Origin of the sequence: Streptomyces sp. NPDC012508 (genome assembly GCF_042902595.1) — a bacterium.
Lineage (GTDB): Bacteria > Actinomycetota > Actinomycetes > Streptomycetales > Streptomycetaceae > Streptomyces.
The window spans coordinates 392,895-416,518 of sequence record NZ_JBIBEO010000002.1 but is presented as its reverse complement, the minus strand read 5'-3'; the positions used below and the strand labels follow the sequence as shown (position 1 = coordinate 416,518).

Below are 23,624 nucleotides of genomic sequence, written 5' to 3'. Positions count from 1 at the left end.
AGGGGCTTGCGGAACTACGAGGGAGACACGTGCCCCGGCCGGCGGCCGGCCGGGGCACGCGCGTGGAGCGGGGGAGCGCGCGAGTGGTGCGGTGGGGGTGGCGGGCCAGTGTGTCAGCCGACGAAGATCTCGGTCAGCGACCAGATCGCCAGCGCCGCCATGCACAGGCCGCCGATGCGCTGGACCGTCTTCAGCGGCACGCGCTTGGCGATGAAGCGGCCCGCGACCAGAGCGAGGGCCGAGACGCTCATCAGGGCGGCGGCGGAGCCGATCGCCGTGGACCAGGTGCCGTTCGTGGCGGCGAGGTTGGCCGTCGTGATCTGTGTCAGGTCGCCCCACTCGCTGATGAAGACGGCCATGAACGCGGTCGAGTAGACCGGCCAGAAGCCGGTCACCGCCTTGCCGCCCGCCTCGTCGTCCTCGTCGTCGCCCCCGCCGCGCAGCAGCATGAAGGCGCCGAAGGCGAACAGCAGGGCCGAGATCAGTTTGACGATCCAGTCGGGCAGCAGACCGATGAGGCTGCCGGCGCCCACGGCGATGGCGACATGCGCGACGAACGCGGTCGACGTGCCGAACCAGACGTACAGCGGGCGCATGCGCGTGCCCATGGCGAGGGACGCGAACATCGTCTTGTCGGGCAGTTCGGCGAGGAAGATCAGCCCGAAGGCGGTGAGGATCGCCAAGGGGTCGAGGTGCATACCGGGGCTCTCTGTTTGATCCGGGCCCGGGATCCGCACGGCACCACGGCGGGCGACGGGAAGAACCACTCGGCCCGGCATGACGGACCACGCCCACGGGATGCGGACATGGCGAATGCCTGGCCGAAGGTCTCGCCCGTCCGCGCTTCGCACGGACCCGGTCACCGGGAACCCGAGGGCTCCAGTGTGTCGACGACCGGTTCGCAGGGCTACTCCCCTTCGCTGTCGAACAGTGTAGCGGAGGGCGCTCTCGATCTTGACGCGAGAGGAACGTAGACGCTGTCTACGACTGCCTGGTAGACAGTGTCTATGAGCGATGAGAGCGAGGCCGGACTGCCCGGCCGACTGATCGACGCGGGCGTCGAGCTGGTGCACATGGAAGGCGCGCAGGCGCTGTCCCTCCGGGAGATCGCCCGGCGCGCCGGCGTCTCCCATGGCGCGCCCCGCCGGTACTTCCCGACCCACCTCGACCTGCTGTCGGCCATCGCCCGCGAGGGCTTCGCCGAGCTCGCGACACGCATTGCCGCCGCCGTGGGGGAGGAGGCGGAGACACGCGACGGCGCGCGGGCCCAGCTCGACGCCCTCGCCCGCGTCCACCTCGACTTCGCGCTGACCCGGCGCGGCATGTACGAGCTGATGTTCCGGCACGACCTGCTGGAGAGCGGCCGCCTCGGGCTGCGCGAGACGAGCCTGCCGCTCTTCGACCTCCTCGGCCGGCTCGTCGCCCGCGCCCGTCCTGGAGCCGCCCCGGAGCCGACCGTCGTCGCGGCCGCGCTCTGGGCGAACCTGCACGGCATCGCCCAGCTCTGGGCCTGGGGAAGCCTCCAGCTCGCCGCGCGCACCGACGACGCCGGGCCCCTGCTCCGGGCCGCCCTGGACGCACACCTCGGCCCCGCCGGGCGGGAGGGGTGATACGGCAACGGTGGGTGACCCTCGCCTGCAGCGTCGTAGGTGCGGCCGTCGTGGCCCTTGACGGCACCCTGCTCACGATCGCCCAGCCCACGCTCCAGCACGATCTGCACGCGGAATTCGCCGAGGTCCAGTGGACCAGCACCGGGTATCTCGTCGCGGTCGCGAGCCTCCTCGTCTTCGCGGGCCGGCTGGGGGACGCGTACGGCCACCGGCGGCTCTTCGCCCTCGGCACGTTCGGCTTCGCCGCCACCTCGGCCGCCATCGCCCTCGCGCCGGGGATCGGCTGGGTGATCGCCCTGCGGATCCTCCAGGGGGTGTTCGGGGCGCTTCTGCAGCCGGCCACCCTGGGCATGCTCCGGGCGGCCTTCCCGCCCGACCGCCTCGCCATGCCGATCGCCCTCCGCATGAGCGCGATCGGTCTCGCGGCGGCGTTGGGCCCGCTCGTGGGCGGCGCCCTCGTCGCGGCCTTCGGCTGGCGCTCGGTCTTCGCCCTGACGGCGATCCCCGCCCTGGCCATCGGCCTCCTGGCAGCCGTCACCGGGCCGACGCGCCCGGCGGACGACTCCGAGGGCGTCGCACCGCGGCCGAGGACACGGGTGAGCGGTTCGGCTCCGGCGGCAGGCGGCTCCCGTGGGGCTCTCGACCTGCCCGGTGCTGTGCTCCTCGCGGTGATGCTCGCCTGTCTGGTCCATGTGCTCGTCGCGGTGCCGGAATCCGGCTGGACGACGGCGACCGGTCTCGCCCTCGGCGGCGCCGTCGCGTCCGGAGCCGCCTTCGCCCGCCACGAGAGGCGTACCGCCCGGCCCCTTCTGCCGCCCGCCCTCCTGCGGTCCCGGCCCGTCGTGGCGGGCCTCGCCACGCTGCTGGCGACCTCGGCAGCCCTCTTCGGAGCGCTCTTCGTCGCGACCTACTTCCTCCAGGACGTCCGCGGACTCGACCCGCTGTCGACCGGCCTGTGGGTGCTTCCTCTCGCCGTCCTGATGGTGCTCGGAGCGCCCGCCGCGGCCCTGCTGCAACGCCGGTTCGGGCCCCGCCGTACGACCGTCGGGGGTGCGGCCCTGCTCGCGGTCGGCGTGCTCCTGCTCTCCCGGCTCGACGAGTCCGCCACGGCGGTGCCGGCCGGCGTCTGCTTCGCGCTGCTGGGCGCCGGGTTCGGCACGGTCATGGCCACCGCCACCGCCGTCGTCGTGCACCAGGCCTCCGTGGCCGACGCCGGAGTCGCCGGCGGCCTCCAGCAGACCGCCATGAACATCGGCCCCGCGCTCGGCGTCGCCGCCGCGACCCTGCTGATGACGCTCGACCCGGACTCGGGCTTCGTACCGGCTATGGGGACCACGCTTCTCGTCCTGACAGGCCTGGCGGCGCTGGGCTCCGCCGCCGCGCTCGGACTTCCCGGCCGCCCCGCCCTGACGGGCGATCCCGAGGCAGCAGCTGAGCCTCAGCCGCAACCCGCGCCTCAGCCCTGACCCCGCCTGCACCCCGTCGCAGTTTCTCAACATCGACCTGTGCCCTCGCCCGGCCCTGAACCCCGGCCCGGACACGCCAGCGCGGCGCGGGCGCCCAGGCCACGCCGCCCCCGCTGCGTACGATCACGAAATGCCCTCTGGTGCTCACCGTGGCGGCCCCTGGGCGCGGCCGCGCACGCAGATCGTCATCGGCCGGGTCCTGCCGGTACTGGTCATGGCCCTGACGGTGCTGGCCGACCTGATCACCGCGGACGAGGAACGCTACGACCGGCTCCTGGGGGCCGCGCCCGCCCTCGCCGCCGTCACCTGGAGCGTCCGGGGAACCATCCTCATCGGTGTGGCGGCCATGGCTCTGGGCGCGATGCTCGGGGTGATCAGCGGCGACCCCTTCTTTCCTGTCATCGCCGCCAACGAGGTGGCCCTGATGCTGGTGACCGCGGCCGCCGCCTGGGTCAGCCGGGCCCGGCTCCGCTACGAGCGGGACCTGCGCGAGGTGACCGCCGTCGCCGAGGTCGTCCAGCGCGTCGTGCTCCGCCCCCTCCCGCCGTGGCTCGGCCCCGTCGACCTCCATCTGCTGTACGTCGCGGCCGCGGCCAAGGCCCGGATCGGCGGCGACTTCTACGAGGCCGTACGCGTCCCTGGGGGCGTACGGCTGATGCTGGGCGACGTCCAGGGCAAGGGCCTGGGCGCCGTGGAGACCGCGTCCGTCCTGCTCGGCTCCTTCCGCGCCGCCGTCAACGACGCGCCCGACCTGCCGGCCCTCGCCGACCGCCTGGAGGAGGGCCTCGGCCGCTACGGAGCCTGGGACCCCGACTCCGACGCCGCCGAACGCTTCGCCACCGTGGTCCTCGTCGAGATCCCCGACGCCGGGGCCGTCGCGCGCCTCCTCAGCTGCGGGCACCCGGCCCCGCTCCTCCAGCACGGCACGGACGTGCGGCCCGTCCCCTTCGCCGACCCGTCCCTCCCGGTCAACCTGTCCGGCCTCCTCGACGCCCGCCATCACGTGGAGGAGGTCCCCTTCGCGCCGGGCGACCGGCTGCTGCTCTACACCGACGGCGTGAGCGAGACCCGCGACCGGGCCGGGACCTTCTACCCCCTGGAGGAGCGGATGAGCCACTGGGTGGACGAACCGGGCGAGCGCGTCCCCGCCCTGCTCCACGACGAGCTGGACGCCTATGCCGATCACGGCGTCGACGACGACGTCGCCGCCATGCTCGTCGTACGGCGGTCCTAGACGACGGGTCCCGGACGGCGGTCTCGGACGACGGTCGTGTGGGGCGGCGGGCCTGGAGAGCGGTCCTACCCCTGCCGACCCGCCGGCGCCGACTCGAACAGCACCGTGTGGAACCGGCCCGCCGCCTCGCGGCCCTCCGGATCCACCCCCCGCTCACGTACGGCCTCGATCGCGAAACGCTGCTCGCGCGCGTCCGTGAAGAGCCGCTGCGGATAGGTCCGCGACGGGTCGGAGACGGTCCGCAGACCGTAGTCGGCGAGACACTCGGCGATCGGCTCGTACGACACGGTCCGCAGGACGAACGCGCTGACCCGCAGTGGCCTGCCCGCCCATTCGAGGAGTGCCGCGAAGGTGCGCCGGGTGAGATAGCTGCCGCCACCGGTCAGGGTGATCAGGCCGACGTCCGCCATCGCGGCGCGCAGTCGCGGGCTCGGCGCCGCCCCCTCCTCCAGGTTCTCCGCGAACGCGTCGTCGAGGAGCCCGACCTCCCGGGCGTAGCGCAGAGCGCTGCCCGCGACGTCGAGACCGATGACCGGGACGGCGTCCCGCCGCCGCCGGGACGCGTAGAACCCCTTGTCCTCCACAGCGAGTTCGGCGGCCGTCAGCCCCGTCACCGCCGGGTCGGTGTAGCGGGCGTACAGCTCGGCCAGCGTGACGTCGTGGTTGAGCAGGGCGGCGTTGATCCCGTACGAACAGCACAGGTCGAGGACCGTCCCGCCGTCCCGCTCGGCTGCCGCGCGCCGGAACGCGCCCTGAGCCTGCTGAGGTATCTCGTACTCGAGCGGTGCGAGGCGCCGGAAGTACGCCCGTGGGTCGGGCCGGTCGTAGATGTCCTCGAATCGAGCCTTGCCGGCCGCAGCGCCCGTCCCGGTCCCTGACCCTGCTTCGGAATCGCTCATGTGTCCCGCCTCCCTCGAAGCCCGCGGTGGGCATCGTGTGCGGAACGTGACCCGGCGCTCGCGTCCGCATCGGGGGCGCACGGGCGCACCACCCGCACCGCCGCGCGGCCTCCGGGCGGTGCCCACCCCTCCAGGATGGTCCGCCCACCGGCCACCCGCACGGGACGCGGCGGCGGCCACGCGCGCGTGCGCCTGGGTCCGCCCGTCGAAACGTGGAGAACCGGGCAAAGGGCGTCGTTCCGGCGTGGCTCAGTGCCTCGTGCGCCGGCCGCCCGGCGGTCACCCCGCGGCGCCTGTGAGAATCACGCGCCCAGTGCGTGGCCCGTCGTCGCGTCCACGTGGTCGGGGATCTCCTCGTGGCGGTCGCCGACCGTGAGCGTGCCCGTGGGCTCGAACATCAGGATGGACGCGCCGGAGGGGGCGTAGGGGCGGTGTTCCACGCCCTTGGGGACGGTGAAGACCGAACCCCGGGGGAGGGCCACCGTCCGCTCCGCGCCGCCCTCGCGCAACGAGATGTGCAGCTCGCCCTCGATCACCAGGAAGAACTCGTCGGTGTCGTCGTGGGCGTGCCACACGTGCTCGCCCGCCACCTTCGCCACGCGCACGTCGTAGTCGTTCACCCGCGTCACGATGCGTGGGCTCCACAGTTCGTCGAAGGACGCGAAGGCAGTGGCCAGGGCGATGGGTGCGCTGGTATCAGCGGTATTCCGGCTCATGAAGCCATCCTGACCCGTGGCCGTCACTCAGTGTGAGTGCTAGAAATAGCATATGCCGCAAGGATCCTCGCACCCCGCAGCGCACCGTGTCGTCGTGATCGTCGACGCCAACTCCAACCCCTTCGAACTGGGCTGTGCCACCGAGGTCTTCGGTCTGCGCCGCCCCGAGCTCGGGCGCGACCTGTACGACTTCCGGCTCTGTTCGCCCGAACCCGACACCCTCATGCGCGACGGCTTCTTCACCCTCACCGGCGTGGCCGGGCTCGAAGCGGCCGACACCGCGGACACGCTCATCGTCCCCAACCGTCCCGACGTCGAGGTGCCACGACGGCCCGCCGTGCTCGACGCCGTCCGCCGCGCCCACGCACGCGGAGCCCGTCTGATCGGCTTCTGCAGCGGCGCCTTCACCCTCGCCGAGGCGGGGGTCCTCGACGGCCGGCGGGCCACCGCCCACTGGCAGTGGGCCGACAGCTTCCGCGCCCGCTTTCCCTCCGTACACCTCGAACCGGACGTGCTGTTCGTCGACGACGGCGACATCCTCACGGCCGCAGGCAGCGCCGCCGCGCTCGACCTCGGACTTCATGTCGTCCGCCGCGACCACGGCGCCGAGGCCGCCAACGCCGTCAGCCGCCGGCTCGTCTTCGCGGCTCACCGGGACGGCGGTCAGCGGCAGTTCGTCGAGCGGCCGGTCCCCGAGACCCCCGACGAGTCACTCGCCCCGCTCCTTGCCTGGGCGCAGGAACGTCTCGGCTCTCCGCTCACGGTCGCCGGCCTGGCGGCCCGCGCGGCGGTCAGCCCGGCGACGCTGCACCGCCGGTTCCGTGCGCAGCTCGGCACCACCCCGCTCGCCTGGCTCACCGGAGAGAGGGTGACGCTGGCGTGCCGGCTGATCGAGCGCGGCGAGTCCCGCTTCGACGTCGTCGCCCGCGCGAGCGGGCTGGGCACCGCCGCCAATCTGCGCGCCCTGATGAACCGCGAGACGGGGCTCTCCCCGTCCGCGTACCGCCGGCGCTTCGGCCCCACGGCACCCGCCGGACCCCGGGACGCGTCGGACAGCGCGGCGGTGTCGGTGTCGGGGTCGTTGTCCACGTCAGCATCCGCGGCGGGATCCACGGCATCCGCGGCGGGATCCGCGACCGGATCCACGGAGAGCGCGCCGCCGCCGGCGTGCTCCTAGGAGCGGTACGGAGTGTTCTCCGCCGCCCATTGCGCCAGCGACCGGGCACATTCCGCGACCGACTCCCGCCAGGTCCTGGCCGCCCCGTCGCCCGCCTCGTCGCTCACGTGCTTGACGATCCGGATCGGCACCCCCGCCAGGCCCGCCGCGGTCGCGAGGGCGTAGCCCTCCATGTCGACCAGCGGAGCACGGGCCGCGAGCCGGGCCCGGGCGGCCTCGTCCGAGATGAAGGCGTCGCCGGTCGCCAGGGTCACATCGCCGCCGTCCGGCAGGGCGAGCGGAGCGCCGTACGTCTCACCGGTCAGCGTCGCGAGCAGCTCTCCGTCGAGGTCGTGCTGGATCACCGTGCCCACCACGTGCGTCCCGGTCCACCCCGGCCGCAGCGCCCCGGCCGTCCCCAGATTGACCACGCCCGAAGGGCGCGGGCCCCGGCCCAGGACGGTGGCGAGCGAGGACGCCGCGTTCACCTTGCCCATGCCGGTCAGAAGGATCGGCAGATCCGTGTCGAGGAACTGAGCCTCTTCCTTGACGGCAAGGACGAGCAGGGGCCGGTCGGCCGTGATGTCTCCGATGAGTTCCATGCCGCCACGCTACCCGCCGGGACTTCCGGCCCGTGCCGAGAGAGGATGGAAGTGTTCGTCAGTGCCGAGGAGATCACCATGGCCACCGGAACAGTGAAGTGGTTCAACGCCGAGAAGGGCTTCGGCTTCATCGAGCAGGACGGCGGAGGCCCCGACGTCTTCGTCCACTACTCGGCCATCGCCAGTACCGGCTATCGCGAACTCACCGAGGGACAGAAGGTCGAGTTCAGCGTCGTTCAGGGCCCGAAGGGCCCCCAGGCCGAGAACGTCAGTCCCGCCTGAAGCGCCGGCCCCGCTCTCATTCCAGCAGGTCCGTGGGGACGTACGGCCCGAGTTCCCGTACCGCCCGCTCCGGATCGGGGTCGGAGACGGCCAGCCGGCCGTAGGGCGCGTCCCGGCGCAGCTCGACGCAGACGACCGGCCTGCCCGGCTTCACCGCCGCGAAATCCCGGCCGTCCGGCAGGACGCGGGTCCCCACGCAGATCCGGTCGGGGATCCACAGGCCCCGGCCGCGGCTTCCGCGCAGCGCGCGCCACCAGTCGGGCTCGATCCGTACCTCCCGCAGAAAGGTCACCGGCACCCGTACGGTGCGGCGGCGCGCGGCCAGCTTCTCGCGCGGGGACAGCCGGACGACGATGTACGCGCCGTCCACCGTCACCCGTGCCATCGCACCTCACCGACCGTTCCGATCGTCGACCCCGTCGGGACATCTCCCTCCATGATCGGGCCGTGGGTGGGTAGGTGCCAGACGGGGACGACGGGCTGAGGAGAGGGCCATGTCACGAGCAGTCGGTATCGACCTCGGAACGACGAACTCGGTGGTCTCCGTCCTGGAGGGCGGCGAACCGACGGTCGTCACGAACACCGAGGGAGGCCGGACGACGCCGTCCGTGGTCGCCTTCGCGAAGAAGGGCGAGGTGCTGGTCGGCGACGTGGCGAAGAGGCAGGCGGTGACGAACGTCGAGCGGACCGCCCGCTCGGTGAAGCGGCACGTCGGCGACGCGAACTGGCGCTTCCCCGAGAGCGGCGAGATAGACGGCCGTCGCTACACGGCGCAGGAGATCTCGGCCCGGGTGCTGCAGAAGCTGAAGCGCGACGCGGAGGCCTATCTGGGCGAGGACGTGACGGACGCCGTGGTCACGGTGCCCGCGTACTTCAACGACAGCCAGCGCACGGCGACGAAGGAGGCGGGGGAGATCGCCGGGCTGAACGTGCTGCGGATCATCAACGAGCCGACGTCCGCGGCGCTCGCCTACGGCCTCGACAAGGAGAACGACCAGACGATCCTCGTCTTCGACCTCGGTGGCGGCACGTTCGACGTGTCCCTCCTGGAGATCGGCGAAGGGCTCGTCGAGGTGAAGGCCACCAACGGCGACACGCACCTCGGCGGTGACGACTGGGACCAGAGGATCGTGGACCACCTGGTCAAGGAGTTCAAGAACGGTTACGGGGTGGACCTGGCCAAGGACAAGATGGCGCTCCAGCGTCTCCGTGAGGCGGCCGAGAAGGCGAAGATCGAACTGTCGGCGGCGACGGAGACATCCATCAACCTGCCGTACGTCACCGCGTCCGCCGAGGGGCCGCTGCACCTCGACCAGAGGCTGACGCGTGCTCAGTTCGAGCAGCTGACGGCCGATCTGCTCGAGCGCTGCAAGACGCCGTTCCATCAGGCGGTACGGGATGCCAAGATCGACGTGTCCGACGTCGACCATGTGATCCTCGTGGGCGGTTCGACGCGCATGCCCGCCGTGAGCGAACTGGTACGGGAGTTGACGGGGAAGGACCCCCACAAGGGTGTGAACCCGGACGAGGTCGTCGCCATCGGTGCCGCCCTGCAGGCCGGTGTGCTGAAGGGTGAGGTCAAGGACGTCCTGCTCCTCGACGTGACCCCGCTGTCGCTTGGTATCGAGACCAAGGGCGGCATCATGACCAAGCTCATCGAGCGCAACACCACGATCCCGACCAAGCGGTCGGAGATCTTCACGACGGCCGAGGACAACCAGCCGTCGGTGCAGATCCAGGTCTACCAGGGTGAGCGCGAGATCGCGGCGTACAACAAGAAGCTCGGCATGTTCGAGCTGACCGGTCTGCCGCCGGCCCCGCGTGGTGTCCCGCAGATCGAGGTCGCCTTCGACATCGACGCCAACGGCATCATGCACGTGACCGCGAAGGACCTGGGCACGGGCAAGGAGCAGAAGATGACCGTCACCGGTGGCTCCTCGCTGCCGAAGGACGAGGTCGACCGGATGCGCCAGGAGGCCGAGCAGTACGCGGACGAGGACCACCGCCGCCGCGAGGCCGCCGAGACGCGTAACCAGGGCGAGCAGCTCGTCTACCAGACGGAGAAGTTCCTCAAGGACAACGAGGACAAGGTCCCCCGTGACGTGAAGACCGAGGTCGAGACCGCCGTCGCCGAGCTGAAGGAGAAACTCAAGAGCAAGTCCGACGACGACGCCACCACGGCCGAGATCCGTACGGCCACCGAGAAGGTCGCGGCCGTCTCCCAGAAGCTCGGCCAGGCCATGTACGCCGACGCGCAGGCTGCGCAGGCCGCCGGCGGCGACGCCCCGCAGGGCGAGGCCAAGGCCGACGACGATGTCGTCGATGCCGAGATAGTCGACGAGGACGAGGAGAAGCGAAAGGGCGGCGGAGCCTGACGTCCGAGGCTCAGCCGAGCGACAGGCCGCGCTCCTCCAGGCTCTCCTGGAGCACACGCAGGGCCTTCGGCCCCACGCCGTGGAGGGCCGCGAGTTCGGCCCTCGGCACCCCGGCGAGCGCGTCGAGCGTGGTGTACCCGGCGGCGGTCAGCGCCCGCGTGGCGGGCGCCCCGATCCCGCGCGGCAGGTCCGTGGCAGATTCCTCAGGCGTGGTCACAGGCGTGATGGTGCCACGCGGGCGCTCAGACCGGCAGGACCCTGCCGATGAGATCACTCAGCTGCCGCGCGTTCCGGCAGGGACGCATGTCGACCAGCTCGGCGTAGGCGAGGGCGGCCGAATCGCCCGTCGACCACAGTGCCGGCTGCTCCGGGTTGAGCCAGTGGACGCGGCGGGCCCGGCCCACGATCCGCTTCAGCGCCGCGAGATTCGGGTCACTCATGTTCGTACGGGCGTCGCCGAGGACGAAGACCACGGTGCGCGGGCCGACGGCGTCGGCGTACCGCTCGTCGAACTCGCCCAGTGCGGTGCCGTAGTCGCTCTGACCGTGCCAGCCGGTCAGCACCGCCTCGTCGAGGATGCGCGCACCGAGCCCTGCCGGGTCCGCCGCGCCCCGCGCGATCAGGTCGGTCACCTCGTCGACCCGGTTGACGAAGGCGAACACCCGCACCCTGCTGAACTGGTCGTGCAGCGCCTGCACCAGCAGCATGGTGAAGTTCGCGAACCCCGCGACGGACCCCGACACATCGCAGAGCAGGACCAGTTCGGGGCGCGCGGGACGGCGGCGCCGCAGCACCGGCCGCATCGGTACGCCTCCGGTCGACAGCGAGCCGCGCAGCGTGCGCCGCAGATCGATCCGTCCGCGCGCGGCGCGCCGCCGCCTGGCTGCCAGGCGGGTCGCGAGCTTGCGTGCCAGCGGCCGTACCGTCGTCCGTAGCTCGTCGAGCTGAGCCCGGCCGGCGAGCAGGAAGTCGACGCTGTCCGGGGTGCCCGCGACCGCGCGCCGCGCGACGCGGTCCCGGCCCTGCCGTTCGGCGACCCGCCGCCGTGCCTCCGTGCGTACCCGCTCCCGGAACGCCTCGATCCGCCGCCGGATCTCGTCGTCCGTCAGCCGGTCGGTGAACTCCGGCCCGCCCACGGCCGCGTCGCGGAGCATGGCCCGTACGCGGGCGAGCAGTGTCTCCGGCCGGAGGCGGGCGAGAGTCTGGTACGAGGACCAGCCGTCCGAGTCCGGGGCGGAGCCGTAGCGGCCGAGGCCGCCCACCGCCTCGCCGGCGAGCCGTGTCAGCGCCGAACCGTCGCCGGCGGCCAGGGCGGCGGCCAGCCGTTCCCGCAGCGCTGCCGTGTCGAACTGCCCGGCGGAAGAGGCGGAAGAGGCGGAAGGTTCGGAGGCGTCCGCGTCCGCGTCGGTGCTGGTCAGGGGAAAGTACAGGTCGAAGACGCGGTCGAACAGCGGGCGCTGGCCCTCCTTGTGGAGCAGCGTGGCGGCGAGGGCCTCCCGCATCCGCTCCCGGTCGGTGAACCCCACCGCCTCCAGCGCGTGCCCGGCGTCCACGCTCTCGCCCGTGCCGATCGACAGGCCGTGCGCCCGCAGTGCGTGCACCAGACCGGTGAGCCGGTGCGTCACCCCGGCCGGCGCAGTGGTCACACCGCGTCCAGGTCGAGCTTGGTGGCCGCCCTCTGGATGTCGTCCTGATGCTTGAGAATCACGCCCAGACTGTCGCGGACCACCGTCTCGTCGAGAGTGTCGGCGCCGAGGGCGAGGAGCGTGCGGGCCCAGTCGATGGTCTCCGCGACCGACGGGACCTTCCGCAGCTCCATCGCGCGCAGCGCGCCGACCACCCGCACCAGCGACGCCACGAGCGCCGCGTCGAGGCCGGGCACCTTCGATGTCACGATCCGGCGTTCGAGCTCCTCCTCCGGGAAGCCGATGTGGAGGAAGAGACAGCGGCGGCGCAGCGCCTCCGACAGCTCGCGGCCGGCGTTGGAGGTGAGGACGACGAAAGGGCGCCGGGTCGCGGTGATGGTGCCCAGCTCGGGCACGGTGATCTGGAAGTCGCTGAGCACTTCGAGGAGGAGTCCCTCCACCTCGATGTCGGCCTTGTCGGTCTCGTCGATGAGCAGCACGGTCGGCTCGGCGGAGCGGATGGCGGTGAGGAGCGGGCGGGGGAGCAGGAACTCCTCGCTGAAGATGTCCGTACGCGCCTCGTCCCAGGACTCGTCGCGGCCCGCCGTGATCCGCAGCAGCTGCTTGGCGTGGTTCCACTCGTACAGGGCCCGCGACTCGTCGACGCCCTCGTAGCACTGGAGCCGTACGAGCCGGGCGTCGGCGACCTGGGCGACGGCCTTGGCCAGCTCGGTCTTGCCCACCCCGGCCGGGCCCTCCACGAGGAGCGGCTTGCCGAGACGGTCGGCGAGGAAGACGGTGGTCGCGACGGCGGGGGAGGCCAGATAGCCGGTCGCGGCGAGTCGCTCGGCGACATCGTCGACGGAGCTGAAGTACCCGGTCGTCGTCATCGTTCCCCCACATGCCGCGCGGTTCCGTACTGGCCGGTAGCCATGTGCGTACTGGATCAGTTCCCGCCACGTTGCACAACCGTCCCGACCACACGTGCGGCCAAGGTCACGGGTGTCACGGGTGGTGCGGCCGTCACGGGCAGAGCGCTTCGATCGTCTCCTCGAAGTCCGGGAACTCCGCCGCGGCGGCCGCGAGGATCTCCGGGGCGGGGCGACGGGACCCGGCGTCCGCGTACCGCTCGGCCACGGCCGGCAGGCCGGGTTCGGGGAGGGGCTCGCGCCGGCCCGGGTAGGCGACGTCGATGGGGCCGTAACCGTCGGCGAGCAGCCACAGGAAGCCGGACAGGTCCTGGGCGAGGACGCACATCTCGCCCTCGGAGCCGCAGAAGACCACCGGCTGGTCGGTCACGGGCCGGTCCGGGCGGACCCGCCAGAGGGCCACGTAGCCGCCGGCGCCGTTCTGTCCGATGACCCGGAACGCGTCGCCGTCGAGCGCTTCGTCGCCCGTCCAGGCCCGCAGCCATGCGGTGGTGTCCCCGGGGGAGAGGAAGCCCTCGAACGGCTCGTAGTCGATGCCCTCGTCGCCCTCGTGCGCGCGGGGGGTGGCCGCCACCGCGGTGAGTGCCGAGGGGAAGTCGTGAAGATCGGACGGGATCACCGGCGCAGCGTAGCGTGGGGGCGGAAAGTTCTGGCTAAGAGGTCACTCAATGTGATGGACTCCTGGTTCGGCCGGTGTGGCGCGCGGGCATGTCGCGCCGCTGGTCCAATGGGATATGTGCGCTGCTCGGGGCCGTCGCGGCGGTGGAGGTGTCTTGTCGGAGCGAGCGGGGGAACAGGCCTCCCTGGTCGAGGAGCTTGCCGCGGTCCTGGCCCGGCTGAAAGCCGCGACGGACGCGATCGAGGAGATCGGCTCGCACCCCGACGAGCGGAACGTCTGCGAGGACCTGGCCGGGTTCCTCTGCCGACACGGGTTCGAGGCGGCGGCCGTGGACGTCCGGCCCGAGGACGAGCCCGGCTGGGCACGTGTCGCGGTGGCCGGGGACCCCAAGCTCGTCGACCGGGTGGAGCCGGGGCGCGAGAAGGGGGCGCCCCACACCTACGCGGACATGGCTCCCGGCGGCGTCCCCGTCCGCGTCGTGTCCGCACCGCTGCAGTGGCAGGGCCGCGTCATCGGCTCCGTGAGCGCGGCGAGCGCCCGCGCCCACGACCTCGGCGAGCACGAGACCGCCACCGTCCACGACGCGGCGCGGATCGCCGCCGTCCACCTGGGACACGCCCGCCGGCTCGCCGCCACCGAGCGGACCGCGTTCCACCTCCAGCAGGCCCTGGTCGCCGAGCCGGGCCGGCCGCACCCCAATCTGGAGGTCGCGGGGCGCTATCTGCCGGTCGGCGCAAGGACGCTGGTGGGCGGCGACTGGTTCGAGAGCGTACGGCTCCACTTCGGCCGCAGCCTGCTCGTCGTCGGGGACGTGATGGGGCACGGCCTCGACGCCGCCGTCGACATGAGCGCGTACCGCTCGGCCCTGCGCGACGTGGCCTCCACCGACCTGCCGCCGCACCGCGTGCTCCGCCAGCTCGACTCCGTCGTCGCCGACGACGGCGGGCTGCGCCCCGCGACCTGCCTGCTGGTCCAGGTCGACCCGGCGCGCGGCTCGGCCACCTTCGCCAGCGCCGGCCATCTACCGCCCGTGGTCTTCACCGCGGACGGCTCCGCCGACCTCGTCGACCTCCCCGTCGGTCCCCCGCTGGGCACCGGCGTCGGCGGCTACGAACCCGTGACCCGCACCCTCGCCCCCGCCGACACGCTCGTGCTCTTCACGGACGGTCTGGTCGAGCGGCGCGGCGAGGACATCGACGTCTCGCTCGCCCGGCTGTCCTCCCTCCGCGTGCGTCCCGGCTCCAGTCCCGAGGAGCTCGTCGAGGAGGTCCTCCAGCGGCTGGACGCCCGCCACGCGGAGGACGACGTCGCCGTCCTCGCGGCACGCATCCGCGAGCGCTCGTAGTCGTGGTCGGGCGCGGAGGGGCTGTGTGGCGGGTACGCATGTGCCGGGGCCGTGCGCGTTCACCCGGACGCCCCGGCCCCCTTGCCGTCCGCGCGTCCAGGCCATCGCATGGACACCGGGAGGCGGTCGACCCGCGCCCGCCCATGCCGGCGAGCCCTCGCCGGCATGACGCCCGGCAGACGAAGGGACCGCTGTGTACGTGCGCACGCTGTATGCGACAGGAGATCCGGCCAAGCTCGACGCGGCGGTCGACGCGACCGCCTCCGAAGGCCGCGCCCTGGTGTCGGAACAGCCGGGTTTCCGGGGCATGGGGCTGTTCGTCGACCGGGAGGTCGGCAAGCTCCTGACGGCAACGTGGTGGGAGGACGAGAACTCCCGCGACACCAGCGACGAACTGCTGCGCGAGCGGCGGGCCACGCTGCTCGCGCCGTTCGCCCAGACTGCGGCAGTCGACAACTGGGAGGCGGCGGTCGCCCGGCCGCCACGGTCCGTCGGACCCGGAGCGTGGTTCCGGCTGGCACGTCTGGAGTTCGACCCCGCCGGGACGGACGCCCTGGCGGAGGTCTTCCGGGACATGGCGCTCCCGAGGCTGGAGGCCCTGTCCGGATTCGAGGGCGGATCCCTGCTCGTGGACCGCGCCAAGGGCCGGGCGAATGTGGGCGTCGTCTGGAGCGACCGCGAGGCCCTCACGGCCTCCCGCGCCGGAGTGGCGGCGATCAGGGGCGAGGCCACCGCGAAGGCGCATGTGATCACGAGGAGCGTCGAGGAGTTCGAGGTCGTCTACGCCGGAGTCGCCCCGCCCTCCTGAACGCGAGGCGTCGCCGCCGGCTCCTTCCTCGCCACCCCGACCCAACCGACCTGATCGACCTGATCGAGCCGATCGACCCGACCGACCTGACTGCCCAGTGTGCCCCGGCCGGCCCGACCCGGCCACGAACGGTCCCGACCGGTCCGACCGCCCCGAACCGCGCTCGCCACGCGGCGCGTTGTGAGACGGCGGACGCCGTGTGTGACCAGGAACGGCCGTTTTCACGCCTCGGCGCGATTCTTTCCGCCGGACGCTTGTGCAAGCCCCTCCGTCCCGGCACGCTCCAGGGTATGAACACCGCCCGGCACGCCAGTGAACGTCTGATGAGCTGGCCATCGCTGGCCCCCGGCCGCGCCCAGTGCGGCGCCGAGCTCGGGCTGCGTAGCGCGACGCACGACATCGTGCACTTCCACGGCGAGCACGAGGCCGACGTCCACCTCACCCGAGCCATGATCGCGAAACTGCGTCCCGCCCTCCTTGGGTCCAGCGCCGTGCGACTGCGCGCCGGTTCGGGGTGGGTGACGGTCCGTCTGGACATGGGATCCGACATCGACCTGCTGGCGACCCTGGTCAGCGCCGCGCTCCAGGCCTCCTCCGGCCGCCCGGACGCCGCACCGGACGGCTGCACACGTACCTGCCTCACATCCGCCCGATCCTGAACCCACCGGCGCGGGGGCGGGTGCGCTCGAACGAACGGCCTGCCCGCCTCCCTCCACCGGAAACCCCCATTCGGCTGCATGTCGGAGGGGTCCCCCGTCCGGGCGGGTACTCCCCGTGGCATGCCCCCCACTCCCGGTGCGCCCCACGACGGTGCCCCCACCGAGCACGGCCACTGGTTCCACAGGCTCCACCGGTCCATCCTCACTTCGGTCGTGGGCCTCGCCTGGAACCGCGGCCGCGAGGTGGAGCTGATGCACCGCGCCATGGGCTTCGCGGCGCTCAGCCTCCTCACGCTCGTCCCGCTGCTCATCGTCATCGCCGCCGCCGACCTCGCCAGCGGCCAGGGCTTCGCCCGCTGGCTGATCCAGGGGCTCGGCGTCTCCGAGGTCTCCCAGGAGGAGGTCGAACAGCTCTTCGGCAAACCGGGGCAGGCCCTGCAGCGCACCACCGCCTTCGGTCTCGCCGCCCTCGCCGCGTTCGGGGTGACCTTCGGATCCGCCGTCCAGACCGGCTACGAACGCGTCTGGGACCTGCCCACCGCCCGCTGGCACACCATGTGGCGCCACGTCGTCTGGCTCGCGGTCCTCGTCGTGGCGCTCCTCCTCTTCGTCACCGCCCCCGTGCCCGCGCAGTCCTCCACGGCCACCACCGTCCTCGTCGCCGTCAGCGACGTCACCGGCGCCTTCCTCTTCTTCTGGTGGTCGCAGCGCTTCCTCCTCTGCGGACGCATCCGCTGGCGCGCCCTCGCCCCAGGGGCGGTCTGCACGGCCCTGGGGCTGTTCGGACTCCGGATCTTCTCCCAGTTCGTCTTCTCGCCGCTGATCGCCTCCAACGCCTTCACGTACGGACAGTTCGGCACGGTCCTCGTGCTGCAGTCCTGGCTCGTCGGCGTCGGCTTCGTGGTCTACGGCGCCGCCCTCGTCGGGCGCCTCATCCACGAACACCTGGTCCTGCGCCACATCGACCGGCTTCCGGCCGAGCTGCCGGACGACCACGTGTGACGCCATGTCCACCCGGGCCCGCCCGCCGACGTCGCGTACCGGACGGGCCCGGTGGCTCCGTGATCACACGATCCGGTGGACATGATCACGGAGCGCGGGGACAGCATGCCGTGGCCGGTTGGATGGAGGTGATCCACCCGGTCCGTCGAAAGAGAGCTGACCCATGGCGAACACCTGGCTGCCGCCCGCCGAGTACATCGCGACGCTGCCGAGGGCGACGGCGTACGCCTGCCTGTACTTCACCGACACCGACGGCCGGCCCTTCCAGCTGCGCGCCACCTACAGCACCGAGCTGTGGCAGTGGCCCGGCGGCAACATGGACCCGGGGGAGACGCCGTGGCAGACCGCGGTCCGCGAGTGCCACGAGGAGACCGGGATCGTCTTCGAGGGCGAGCCGAGGCTCCTCGGCACCCATTTCGTCTCCGACCGGGGTGAGGAGTGGCCCGCCAACCACATCGGATTCATCTTCGACGGCGGCGTCCTGACGGACGAACAGCTCGCCGGAGTCGTCCTCGACCCGGACGAGCACAGCGAGTTCCGCATCCGCAGCCTCGCCGAGTGGGAGCGGGAGATGTCGCCGGTGAGCTTCGCCCGGCTCGCCGAGATCGACCGCGCGCGGCGGGACGGCACGACCGTGTACGTGGAGACGGGCGTCGACCTCTGAGAACGGACTGCCCGGCGGGGGCGCAGAGGTACGGCCCCGCCGGGCGTCCTCCCTCAGGCCCGGCAGCCGGCCGGGTGGTTGATGTCGATCACGAGGCGCTCGGGGGAGTGGAGCGTTCGGACCTTGTAGACGGGCTTGGTGTCGAAGGCCGCCCCGATGCTGACCACACCCTCGAAGTCGCCGGTGAGGGCGACGCCCTTGAGCGTCGGCAGATAGATCTTCAGGAGCCGGGGGCCCTGGTAGACGGACCGGCCGGACTCGTCGTGAGCGGCGGCGGGGGAGAGCCTGATCTCCAGGAAGTACTTTCCCGCGAGCGGAACCCGCTGGCCCGAGCCGTCGTAGTGGAGTGCCGAGGCCGGGGTCACGGTGACCGGGGGCATCGCACCCCGGATGTCGATGACGAGCCGGTCGAAGGTGGCGTGCCCGCCCCAGCGGGCGTCGACCACAAGCGCGGTCGAGGGCGGGGCCGTCGCCCCTGACCGCTCCGTGGAGGCGCCGGCGGGGATCGTGGCACCGATCCCGGCGGCCAGAACGATGCCGGCGGCCATGGCCGCGAGGCTCTGACGGTGAAGCATGACGTCCCCCATTTCTGTTGCTGTGGGGACTGTGGTGTCACTGGGGAAGACATCCACCACAACCATACGGTTGCAATGGTTTGGTATGAATTATGGCGATAGGAAGTATGCGTTCTGTTCACCTGGGTCGCGGACCGTAACCCCTCGGCTTCTCGACAGTTGACCAGGGCATGAAGAAGCGCAGCATGCTCGCCATCGCCTCCCTCGCCGCCGGTGTCGTCACGGCCCTCGTCACCCCGCCGCCGCACGCCTCCGCGGCCGACCACGGCGCGACCGGCACCACCGGTCTCCTGCAGAACGACAATCCGGTCGGCCCCCTCCTGGACGAGGCCGCCCCGCTCGTGACCGATGCCGTCCCCCAGGCGCCGGACGCCGGCGGACTGGTGTGACCCTCCGAAGGGCAGCCCGTGCGCGCACAGCGTGAGCGGGAATGACAGGATGTCCCCATGAGCAACAACGTTTACTTCGACATCACGATCAACGACGAGCCCGCGGGCCGCATCGTCTTCAAGCTGTTCGACGACGTGGTCCCGAAGACGACGAAGAACTTCCGTGAGCTCGCCACCGGCGAGCACGGCTTCGGCTACGCCGGCTCCCCGTTCCACCGCGTCATCCCCGAGTTCATGCTCCAGGGTGGCGACTTCACCAACCAGAACGGCACCGGCGGCAAGAGCATCTACGGTGAGAAGTTCGCCGACGAGAACTTCGACCTCAAGCACGACCGGCCGTACCTGCTGTCGATGGCGAACGCGGGCCGCAACACCAACGGCTCCCAGTTCTTCATCACCACGGTCCTGACCCCGTGGCTCGACGGCAAGCACGTCGTCTTCGGTGAGGTCGTCGAGGGCCAGGACCTGGTCAAGAAGATCGAGTCCCTCGGCTCCCGCTCCGGCGCGACCAGCGCCAAGATCGCCGTCGCCGCGTCCGGCGTCGTCGAGGCCTGAGCCGTACCGATTCCGTACGACCGCCCCCGCAGAACACCACGCGGGGGCGGTCGACCGTTTCCGGCGGGCACCGCCGTGGCCGAGGCGCCTTCGCTGCCGTCGCCTATCCGGATGCGGGCCCTTCTGACCTGCCCGTACGGTCGGAGGTCATGGGAAGCACACCGTGGCGCGGCGGGCGTTTCATGGCACACGAGGAACCCGAGCAGGTCGCTGCCGCACTGCGCACCATCTTCCGCCCGTTGAGGTGAGCACGGTGCGCGAGGACCGGTGCCACGGCCAGGGTCAGTCCCGGTCCACGGCCAGGGCGCGCGCCAACGCCTCCGCGAACCCGTCCGGATTGTCGAGCATCAGGTTGTGTCCGGCCTTGGCGACCTCGAACACCGGGACACCGAGCGCGCGCATCCGCTCGGCGTCCGCGTCCGGGAGGCTGTACTCGCCGACCATGAACGCGCACGGCAGGTCGAGCCCGGCCAGCAGCTCGCCCTCCGGCGGCGAGGCACCTTCGACCAGCGCGACAGCGCTGCGGTGCACCGCGAGCGGATCGGCCAGGCGCAACCGTGCCGCGTAGTCGGGCCGGTCCACGGAGGCCACCATCCGCGCGAAGCCGTCCCGGACGAAGGACTCCTCGTCCTGGGCGGCGACCGGCGTGCTGAACGCACCTCCGCCGGGATACAGATTCGGCTCCGCCACCACGAGCCGGCCGACCAGGTCCGGCCGGGACGCCGCCAGCCGGACGGCCACCGCCCCGCCCATCGAGTGCCCGACCAACTCCACGCCCGCCGCGCCCCGATGCTCCAGGATCCGCGCCACGACGGCGGCCTGCGCCGCCATGCCGTAACCGAAGTCCCGGGGCCGGTCGCTCAGTCCATAGCCGAGCAGGTCCACGAGCAGCGCGGAACCGCCCCGCAGCGCGGGATGCGTCGCGACATGGGCGAAGTCGGACGCCCCCGTGCATCCGAGGCCGTGCAGGAAGACCCGAACGGGCCCCTCCCCGGGCAGCTCGATCCATCTGATGTGCGCCCGCACGTCCGCAAGGAACAACTCCCGCACGACCGACCCCCGTACCGTCCTTCTCGTACCGACCCGATCACCCTACGGGGCGGCACCGACAATGCCGCCTCAGGACTCCTCGCCGCCCTCCCCGTACCGGCGCTCGAACTTCGCGACCCGCCCCTCGGTGTCCACCGTCCGCGCCTTGCCCGTGTAGAACGGGTGGCTCTCGGAGGAGATCTCGACATCGACCACGGGATAGGTGTTGCCGTCGTCCCACTCGATGGTCTGCTCGCTCGTCGCCGTGGACCGGGTGAGGAAGGCGAACCCGGCGGTGCGGTCGCGGAAGACCACGGGGCGGTACTCCGGCTGCTTGTCCTGCTGCACACGTCCTCCTCGGGCTGCCCTGTCTGATGTCCCCAGCCTCTCCGCCCCCGGCCCGGCCGACCAGTGCCACGGGCCGACCGGGTGAGGGCGCCCGGCCGGGGACGGCGGCCGCCGTCGGTCTGGCGACCGCTCAGTCCGTCCAGCGGGCCGCGAGCAGAACGGCGATGTCGTCCGGGCGGTCCGTGGCCTGCCGCGCGTCGCGGATCAGCCGGTCCGCCGTCTCCGTAAGGGGGATCGCGCCCGTGACGGCGAAGGTACGGCGCAGCCACTCGACCCCCTCGTCGATGTCCCGGCCCGGACGCTCCACGAGACCGTCCGTGTACAGGGCGAGGACCGCCCCCGGCTCCAGGTGCAGTTCGGTGACCGGATACGTGGCCTCGGTGTCGATCCCCAGGACCAGACCGCCCGCCAGCTCCAGGACCTCGGTCGTCCCGTCCGGGCGCCGCAGCAGCGGCTGGGGATGCCCTGCCCGGACGGCCTTGACCACACCCCTCGCCGGGTCGAGCTCCATGTAGCAGCAACTGGCGAACTGCCCGGGATCGAGGTCGATCAGCAGCCGGTTGGTGCCCTTCAGCACGTCCTCCGGGGACTGGCTGCCGAGCGCGAAGGCCCGAACCGCGCTGCGCAATTGCCCCATCGTCGCCGCGGCGGCGACACCGTGGCCCTGGACGTCGCCGACCACCAGGGCCAGCAGCCCCCGCCCGGTCTCGATGACGTCGTACCAGTCGCCGCCCACGTCCATGCCCTTCGTTCCGGGCAGATAGCGCGCCACCGTGTCCACGTGGTCGAGGACCGGTAGCCGCGTCGGGAGCAGCGCGTCCTGGAGCCCGCGGGCGAGGGCGGACTCGCTGTCGTACCGCCGGGCACGCTCCAGGGCCTGCGCGATCAGCCCGGCCAGCGCGGTCAGGACCGTACGCTCCTCCGGACTGAAGCCGCGCGGCCGGTCGAAGCCGAGGATGCACGAGCCGACCGGCCGGCCCGAGGCGATGAGCGGCAGAAAGGCCCGTGCACCGGTGAGTGCGTCCAGGGGGAGGTCCGGATAGGCCTGGGACATCTGCTCGATCGACTCGAAGAACAGCGGCCGGCCGGTGGTGAGCGCCTCGACGCCCGGCAGCTGGGCGTCGAGACCCACTCCGTCGAAGGGCTCCAGGAATCCGGCCGGGAACCCGGTCTCCCACGCGAGATAGAGATGACGATCGCTCAGCAGATAGATCGCCAGCTGCCGCCCGCCGAACGCGGGCAGCAGCTCGTCGGTGACCACCGCCGACACCTGGCGCGCCGTCACCGCCTCGGTCAGCGCGATGGCGAGCGCCACCGGCCGGTACAGCGCCGACGCCCGGTCCGCCGGTGAGCCGAGCCCTGTGTCCGGCTGGACGACGGAGCTCGGCTGGTAGGCGGGGTCGCTCTGGGGGAGCAGCACCACCGTGACGCCGTCGTGGCCCGGGTAGAGCGAGACCGATAGCCATTCGTCGTCGGTTGTGTGGGCCAGGAAGTGCACGGGCTCGTCGGAGAGCAGTGCCGCGCGCAGATTCTCCTCGTACGCGGGATTGCCGAACCACGGCAGGGCCTCCCACACGCTCCGCCCGGCGAGTGACGCACGGGGCCGGCCGAGCAGCGCCTCGGTGAGATGGTTCACGTACGTGATCCGGCCCAGGCGGTCGATGGCGATGATGGCCCGTGGCAGCCGGTCGGTGGCGTCGGAGCCGACCAGGCCGGTACCCAGGTCGACGAGGGAGCCCTTCAGCCGCCCTGGACGGTCGCCCGCGGCGCGGGCGGAGACCTCCAGGAGGTGGAGCCCGCCGTCGGGCCCCTTGAGCCGGATCCGGCGTGCCACCTGCGCACCCGACTCGGCCGCGCGGCGGGCCATGGTCCACAGCGCGTAACTGTCCTCGGGAGCGAGGCGCGCGGTCAGCGCCTCCATGGTCCCGGGGAACGGGTCGTCGGCGCTCTCACCGATGATCGCCCGCAGCCCGGCGTCGGCGCTGACGGTTCCGCTGGTCAGGTCCCAGTCGAAGTAGCCGATGCGGACGGGCTTCGTGCCGCCCGAGGGGAGCTGGACGCACACGGGCTCCTCGGGCCATTCGACGACGGTGCCGCTCTCGGAGAGCTCCATCAGGATGTCCCCGAGGCGGCGCGCCTCCCGTGCCATCCGCATCCGGTCCCGGGTGTTCACCGGCACGCCGGGGCTCGGCGTGCGGAGCACCACGAGCACCCCGAAGCGTTCCCGGCCGCTGACGATCGGCGCGTACAGGGAGGCGAAGGGGAAGGGGAGGCTCGCCACGAGCTGCGGGAACTGGCGCATCGCCTCCTCGACGTCGGCGAGGTGCACCGGCTGGCCCGACCGGTGGGCCTCGGCCACCGGGAAGGGGCGGTTCACATGCATCCGCCACCAGGGCCGGAACAGCTGGCCGGGGAGCCCGGCGAGCACCGCCATCCGGAGCAGGTCCGGCGTCCCGGAACGCAGATAGACGGCGCCGGCGTAACCGCCGACCGCCTCGATCGACCGCAGCGCGCCCTCGGCCAGAACCAGGGGCAGGGCGTCGAGCAGCCGCCCGTCGGTCTCCACGTTCCCAGGAACGTCCCCGGTCCGGGCCGACGGGGCGGGGCCGGCCTCGCGGTGCGACGTCACACAGCCAGCATGCTCCCGGGCCGTGCGGCCCCGCATCTCGGGTGGTCGCACGGCGCCTCGCCCCGGTCACGCCGGGTCACGCCTCTGTGCGGACCTCGCGGTCTGCGC

The 23,624-nt window shown here is 72.2% G+C and carries 26 protein-coding genes; 13 read left to right on the top strand and 13 right to left on the bottom strand.

Annotation, left to right across the window (positions count from 1 at the left end; genetic code table 11):
- Positions 1–113: 113 nt before the first annotated feature.
- Entirely contained in the window at positions 114–698 is a 585-nt protein-coding gene (locus ACFY8U_RS07930) for a TMEM165/GDT1 family protein (protein WP_352192878.1), read from the bottom strand.
- Between the two features lie 309 nt (positions 699–1,007).
- On the opposite strand from ACFY8U_RS07930, the gene ACFY8U_RS07925 reads away from it, so the two are divergent.
- From ACFY8U_RS07925 to ACFY8U_RS07915, 3 genes are all read left to right on the top strand, one after another.
- Entirely contained in the window at positions 1,008–1,610 is a 603-nt protein-coding gene (locus ACFY8U_RS07925) for a TetR/AcrR family transcriptional regulator (protein ID WP_389567131.1), read from the top strand.
- Positions 1,607–3,076 (top strand): MFS transporter, encoded by a 1,470-nt coding sequence (locus ACFY8U_RS07920; RefSeq protein WP_389567128.1) that lies wholly within the window; start codon positions 1,607–1,609, stop codon positions 3,074–3,076. Before ACFY8U_RS07925 ends, ACFY8U_RS07920 begins: the two co-directional genes overlap by 4 nt.
- A gap of 130 nt (positions 3,077–3,206) precedes the next feature.
- Positions 3,207–4,310: a PP2C family protein-serine/threonine phosphatase gene (locus tag ACFY8U_RS07915; RefSeq protein WP_389567125.1), complete on the top strand. Its 1,104-nt coding sequence runs from the start codon at positions 3,207–3,209 to the stop codon at positions 4,308–4,310.
- A gap of 65 nt (positions 4,311–4,375) precedes the next feature.
- Here the strand turns inward: ACFY8U_RS07915 and ACFY8U_RS07910 are convergent, their stop codons facing one another.
- Both ACFY8U_RS07910 and ACFY8U_RS07905 read right to left on the bottom strand, forming a co-directional pair.
- Complete coding sequence (locus ACFY8U_RS07910; protein WP_389567122.1) at positions 4,376–5,209, bottom strand: hypothetical protein; 834 nt, start codon at positions 5,207–5,209, stop codon at positions 4,376–4,378.
- 302 nt (positions 5,210–5,511) lie between these two features.
- Complete coding sequence (locus ACFY8U_RS07905) at positions 5,512–5,925, bottom strand: cupin domain-containing protein (protein WP_389567119.1); 414 nt, start codon at positions 5,923–5,925, stop codon at positions 5,512–5,514.
- A 52-nt stretch (positions 5,926–5,977) separates the two neighbouring features.
- On the opposite strand from ACFY8U_RS07905, the gene ACFY8U_RS07900 reads away from it, so the two are divergent.
- Positions 5,978–7,102: a helix-turn-helix domain-containing protein gene (locus ACFY8U_RS07900; RefSeq protein ID WP_389567116.1), complete on the top strand. Its 1,125-nt coding sequence runs from the start codon at positions 5,978–5,980 to the stop codon at positions 7,100–7,102.
- On the opposite strand, the gene ACFY8U_RS07895 is transcribed toward ACFY8U_RS07900, so the two are convergent.
- Entirely contained in the window at positions 7,099–7,683 is a 585-nt protein-coding gene (locus ACFY8U_RS07895; RefSeq protein WP_389567113.1) for a nucleosidase, read from the bottom strand. The two genes, ACFY8U_RS07900 and ACFY8U_RS07895, sit on opposite strands and share 4 nt — an antisense overlap.
- Before the next feature lie 78 nt (positions 7,684–7,761).
- Here ACFY8U_RS07895 and ACFY8U_RS07890 point away from each other — a divergent pair, with 78 nt between their 5' ends.
- The gene (locus ACFY8U_RS07890; protein WP_361444587.1) at positions 7,762–7,965 is read left to right on the top strand and encodes a cold-shock protein; all 204 of its coding nucleotides are present in this window, start codon (positions 7,762–7,764) and stop codon (positions 7,963–7,965) included.
- A gap of 16 nt (positions 7,966–7,981) precedes the next feature.
- Here the strand turns inward: ACFY8U_RS07890 and ACFY8U_RS07885 are convergent, their stop codons facing one another.
- Complete coding sequence (locus ACFY8U_RS07885; RefSeq protein ID WP_389567110.1) at positions 7,982–8,350, bottom strand: hypothetical protein; 369 nt, start codon at positions 8,348–8,350, stop codon at positions 7,982–7,984.
- A gap of 109 nt (positions 8,351–8,459) precedes the next feature.
- Between ACFY8U_RS07885 and dnaK the strand changes: the two genes are divergently transcribed.
- Positions 8,460–10,340: a molecular chaperone DnaK gene (dnaK, locus tag ACFY8U_RS07880; RefSeq protein WP_389567107.1), complete on the top strand. Its 1,881-nt coding sequence runs from the start codon at positions 8,460–8,462 to the stop codon at positions 10,338–10,340.
- Positions 10,341–10,350: 10 nt separating this feature from the next.
- Here dnaK and ACFY8U_RS07875 read toward each other — a convergent pair whose 3' ends face one another.
- The 4 genes from ACFY8U_RS07875 to ACFY8U_RS07860 form a co-directional block, all read right to left on the bottom strand.
- Entirely contained in the window at positions 10,351–10,557 is a 207-nt protein-coding gene (locus tag ACFY8U_RS07875) for a DNA-binding protein (RefSeq protein ID WP_389567104.1), read from the bottom strand.
- A 25-nt stretch (positions 10,558–10,582) separates the two neighbouring features.
- Positions 10,583–11,986 carry a VWA domain-containing protein gene (locus tag ACFY8U_RS07870; protein ID WP_389567102.1) on the bottom strand — a complete coding sequence of 468 codons (1,404 nt, stop codon included), beginning with the start codon at positions 11,984–11,986 and terminating at the stop codon, positions 10,583–10,585.
- Entirely contained in the window at positions 11,983–12,855 is an 873-nt protein-coding gene (locus ACFY8U_RS07865) for an AAA family ATPase (protein WP_389567099.1), read from the bottom strand. The genes ACFY8U_RS07870 and ACFY8U_RS07865 overlap by 4 nt, the downstream gene beginning before the upstream one ends.
- A 133-nt stretch (positions 12,856–12,988) precedes the next feature.
- The gene (locus ACFY8U_RS07860) at positions 12,989–13,513 is read right to left on the bottom strand and encodes an SMI1/KNR4 family protein (RefSeq protein ID WP_389567096.1); all 525 of its coding nucleotides are present in this window, start codon (positions 13,511–13,513) and stop codon (positions 12,989–12,991) included.
- A gap of 154 nt (positions 13,514–13,667) precedes the next feature.
- On the opposite strand from ACFY8U_RS07860, the gene ACFY8U_RS07855 reads away from it, so the two are divergent.
- The 5 genes from ACFY8U_RS07855 (at position 13,668) to ACFY8U_RS07835 (ending at position 17,991) form a co-directional block, all read left to right on the top strand.
- Positions 13,668–14,858, top strand: coding sequence for a PP2C family protein-serine/threonine phosphatase (locus ACFY8U_RS07855; RefSeq protein ID WP_389567093.1), 1,191 nt, complete (start codon positions 13,668–13,670; stop codon positions 14,856–14,858).
- A 199-nt stretch (positions 14,859–15,057) separates the two neighbouring features.
- Positions 15,058–15,666, top strand: a complete 609-nt coding sequence (locus ACFY8U_RS07850) for a hypothetical protein (protein ID WP_389567090.1) — start codon at positions 15,058–15,060, stop codon at positions 15,664–15,666.
- 290 nt (positions 15,667–15,956) lie between these two features.
- Positions 15,957–16,325: a luciferase family protein gene (locus ACFY8U_RS07845; RefSeq protein WP_361605973.1), complete on the top strand. Its 369-nt coding sequence runs from the start codon at positions 15,957–15,959 to the stop codon at positions 16,323–16,325.
- A gap of 120 nt (positions 16,326–16,445) precedes the next feature.
- A complete protein-coding gene (locus ACFY8U_RS07840; RefSeq protein WP_361605976.1) occupies positions 16,446–17,327 on the top strand; it encodes a YhjD/YihY/BrkB family envelope integrity protein in 882 nt (293 codons plus the stop codon).
- A gap of 163 nt (positions 17,328–17,490) precedes the next feature.
- A complete protein-coding gene (locus tag ACFY8U_RS07835) occupies positions 17,491–17,991 on the top strand; it encodes an NUDIX domain-containing protein (RefSeq protein ID WP_389567086.1) in 501 nt (166 codons plus the stop codon).
- 53 nt (positions 17,992–18,044) lie between these two features.
- On the opposite strand, the gene ACFY8U_RS07830 is transcribed toward ACFY8U_RS07835, so the two are convergent.
- A complete protein-coding gene (locus tag ACFY8U_RS07830) occupies positions 18,045–18,566 on the bottom strand; it encodes a hypothetical protein (protein ID WP_389567084.1) in 522 nt (173 codons plus the stop codon).
- Positions 18,567–18,736: 170 nt separating this feature from the next.
- Between ACFY8U_RS07830 and ACFY8U_RS07825 the strand changes: the two genes are divergently transcribed.
- Positions 18,737–18,955 (top strand): hypothetical protein, encoded by a 219-nt coding sequence (locus tag ACFY8U_RS07825; RefSeq protein WP_361605985.1) that lies wholly within the window; start codon positions 18,737–18,739, stop codon positions 18,953–18,955.
- Between the two features lie 57 nt (positions 18,956–19,012).
- Positions 19,013–19,510, top strand: coding sequence for a peptidylprolyl isomerase (locus tag ACFY8U_RS07820; RefSeq protein WP_361445852.1), 498 nt, complete (start codon positions 19,013–19,015; stop codon positions 19,508–19,510).
- Between the two features lie 282 nt (positions 19,511–19,792).
- Here the strand turns inward: ACFY8U_RS07820 and ACFY8U_RS07815 are convergent, their stop codons facing one another.
- The 3 genes from ACFY8U_RS07815 to ACFY8U_RS07805 all read right to left on the bottom strand — a co-directional run bounded on the left by ACFY8U_RS07815 (position 19,793) and on the right by ACFY8U_RS07805 (position 23,516).
- Positions 19,793–20,560 (bottom strand): alpha/beta fold hydrolase, encoded by a 768-nt coding sequence (locus ACFY8U_RS07815; RefSeq protein ID WP_389567079.1) that lies wholly within the window; start codon positions 20,558–20,560, stop codon positions 19,793–19,795.
- 69 nt (positions 20,561–20,629) lie between these two features.
- On the bottom strand, positions 20,630–20,887 hold the full coding sequence (locus ACFY8U_RS07810; RefSeq protein ID WP_361445846.1) for a type B 50S ribosomal protein L31: 258 nt from the start codon (positions 20,885–20,887) through the stop codon (positions 20,630–20,632).
- 130 nt (positions 20,888–21,017) lie between these two features.
- Entirely contained in the window at positions 21,018–23,516 is a 2,499-nt protein-coding gene (locus tag ACFY8U_RS07805) for a SpoIIE family protein phosphatase (RefSeq protein ID WP_389567076.1), read from the bottom strand.
- Between the last annotated feature and the right edge of the window lie 108 nt (positions 23,517–23,624).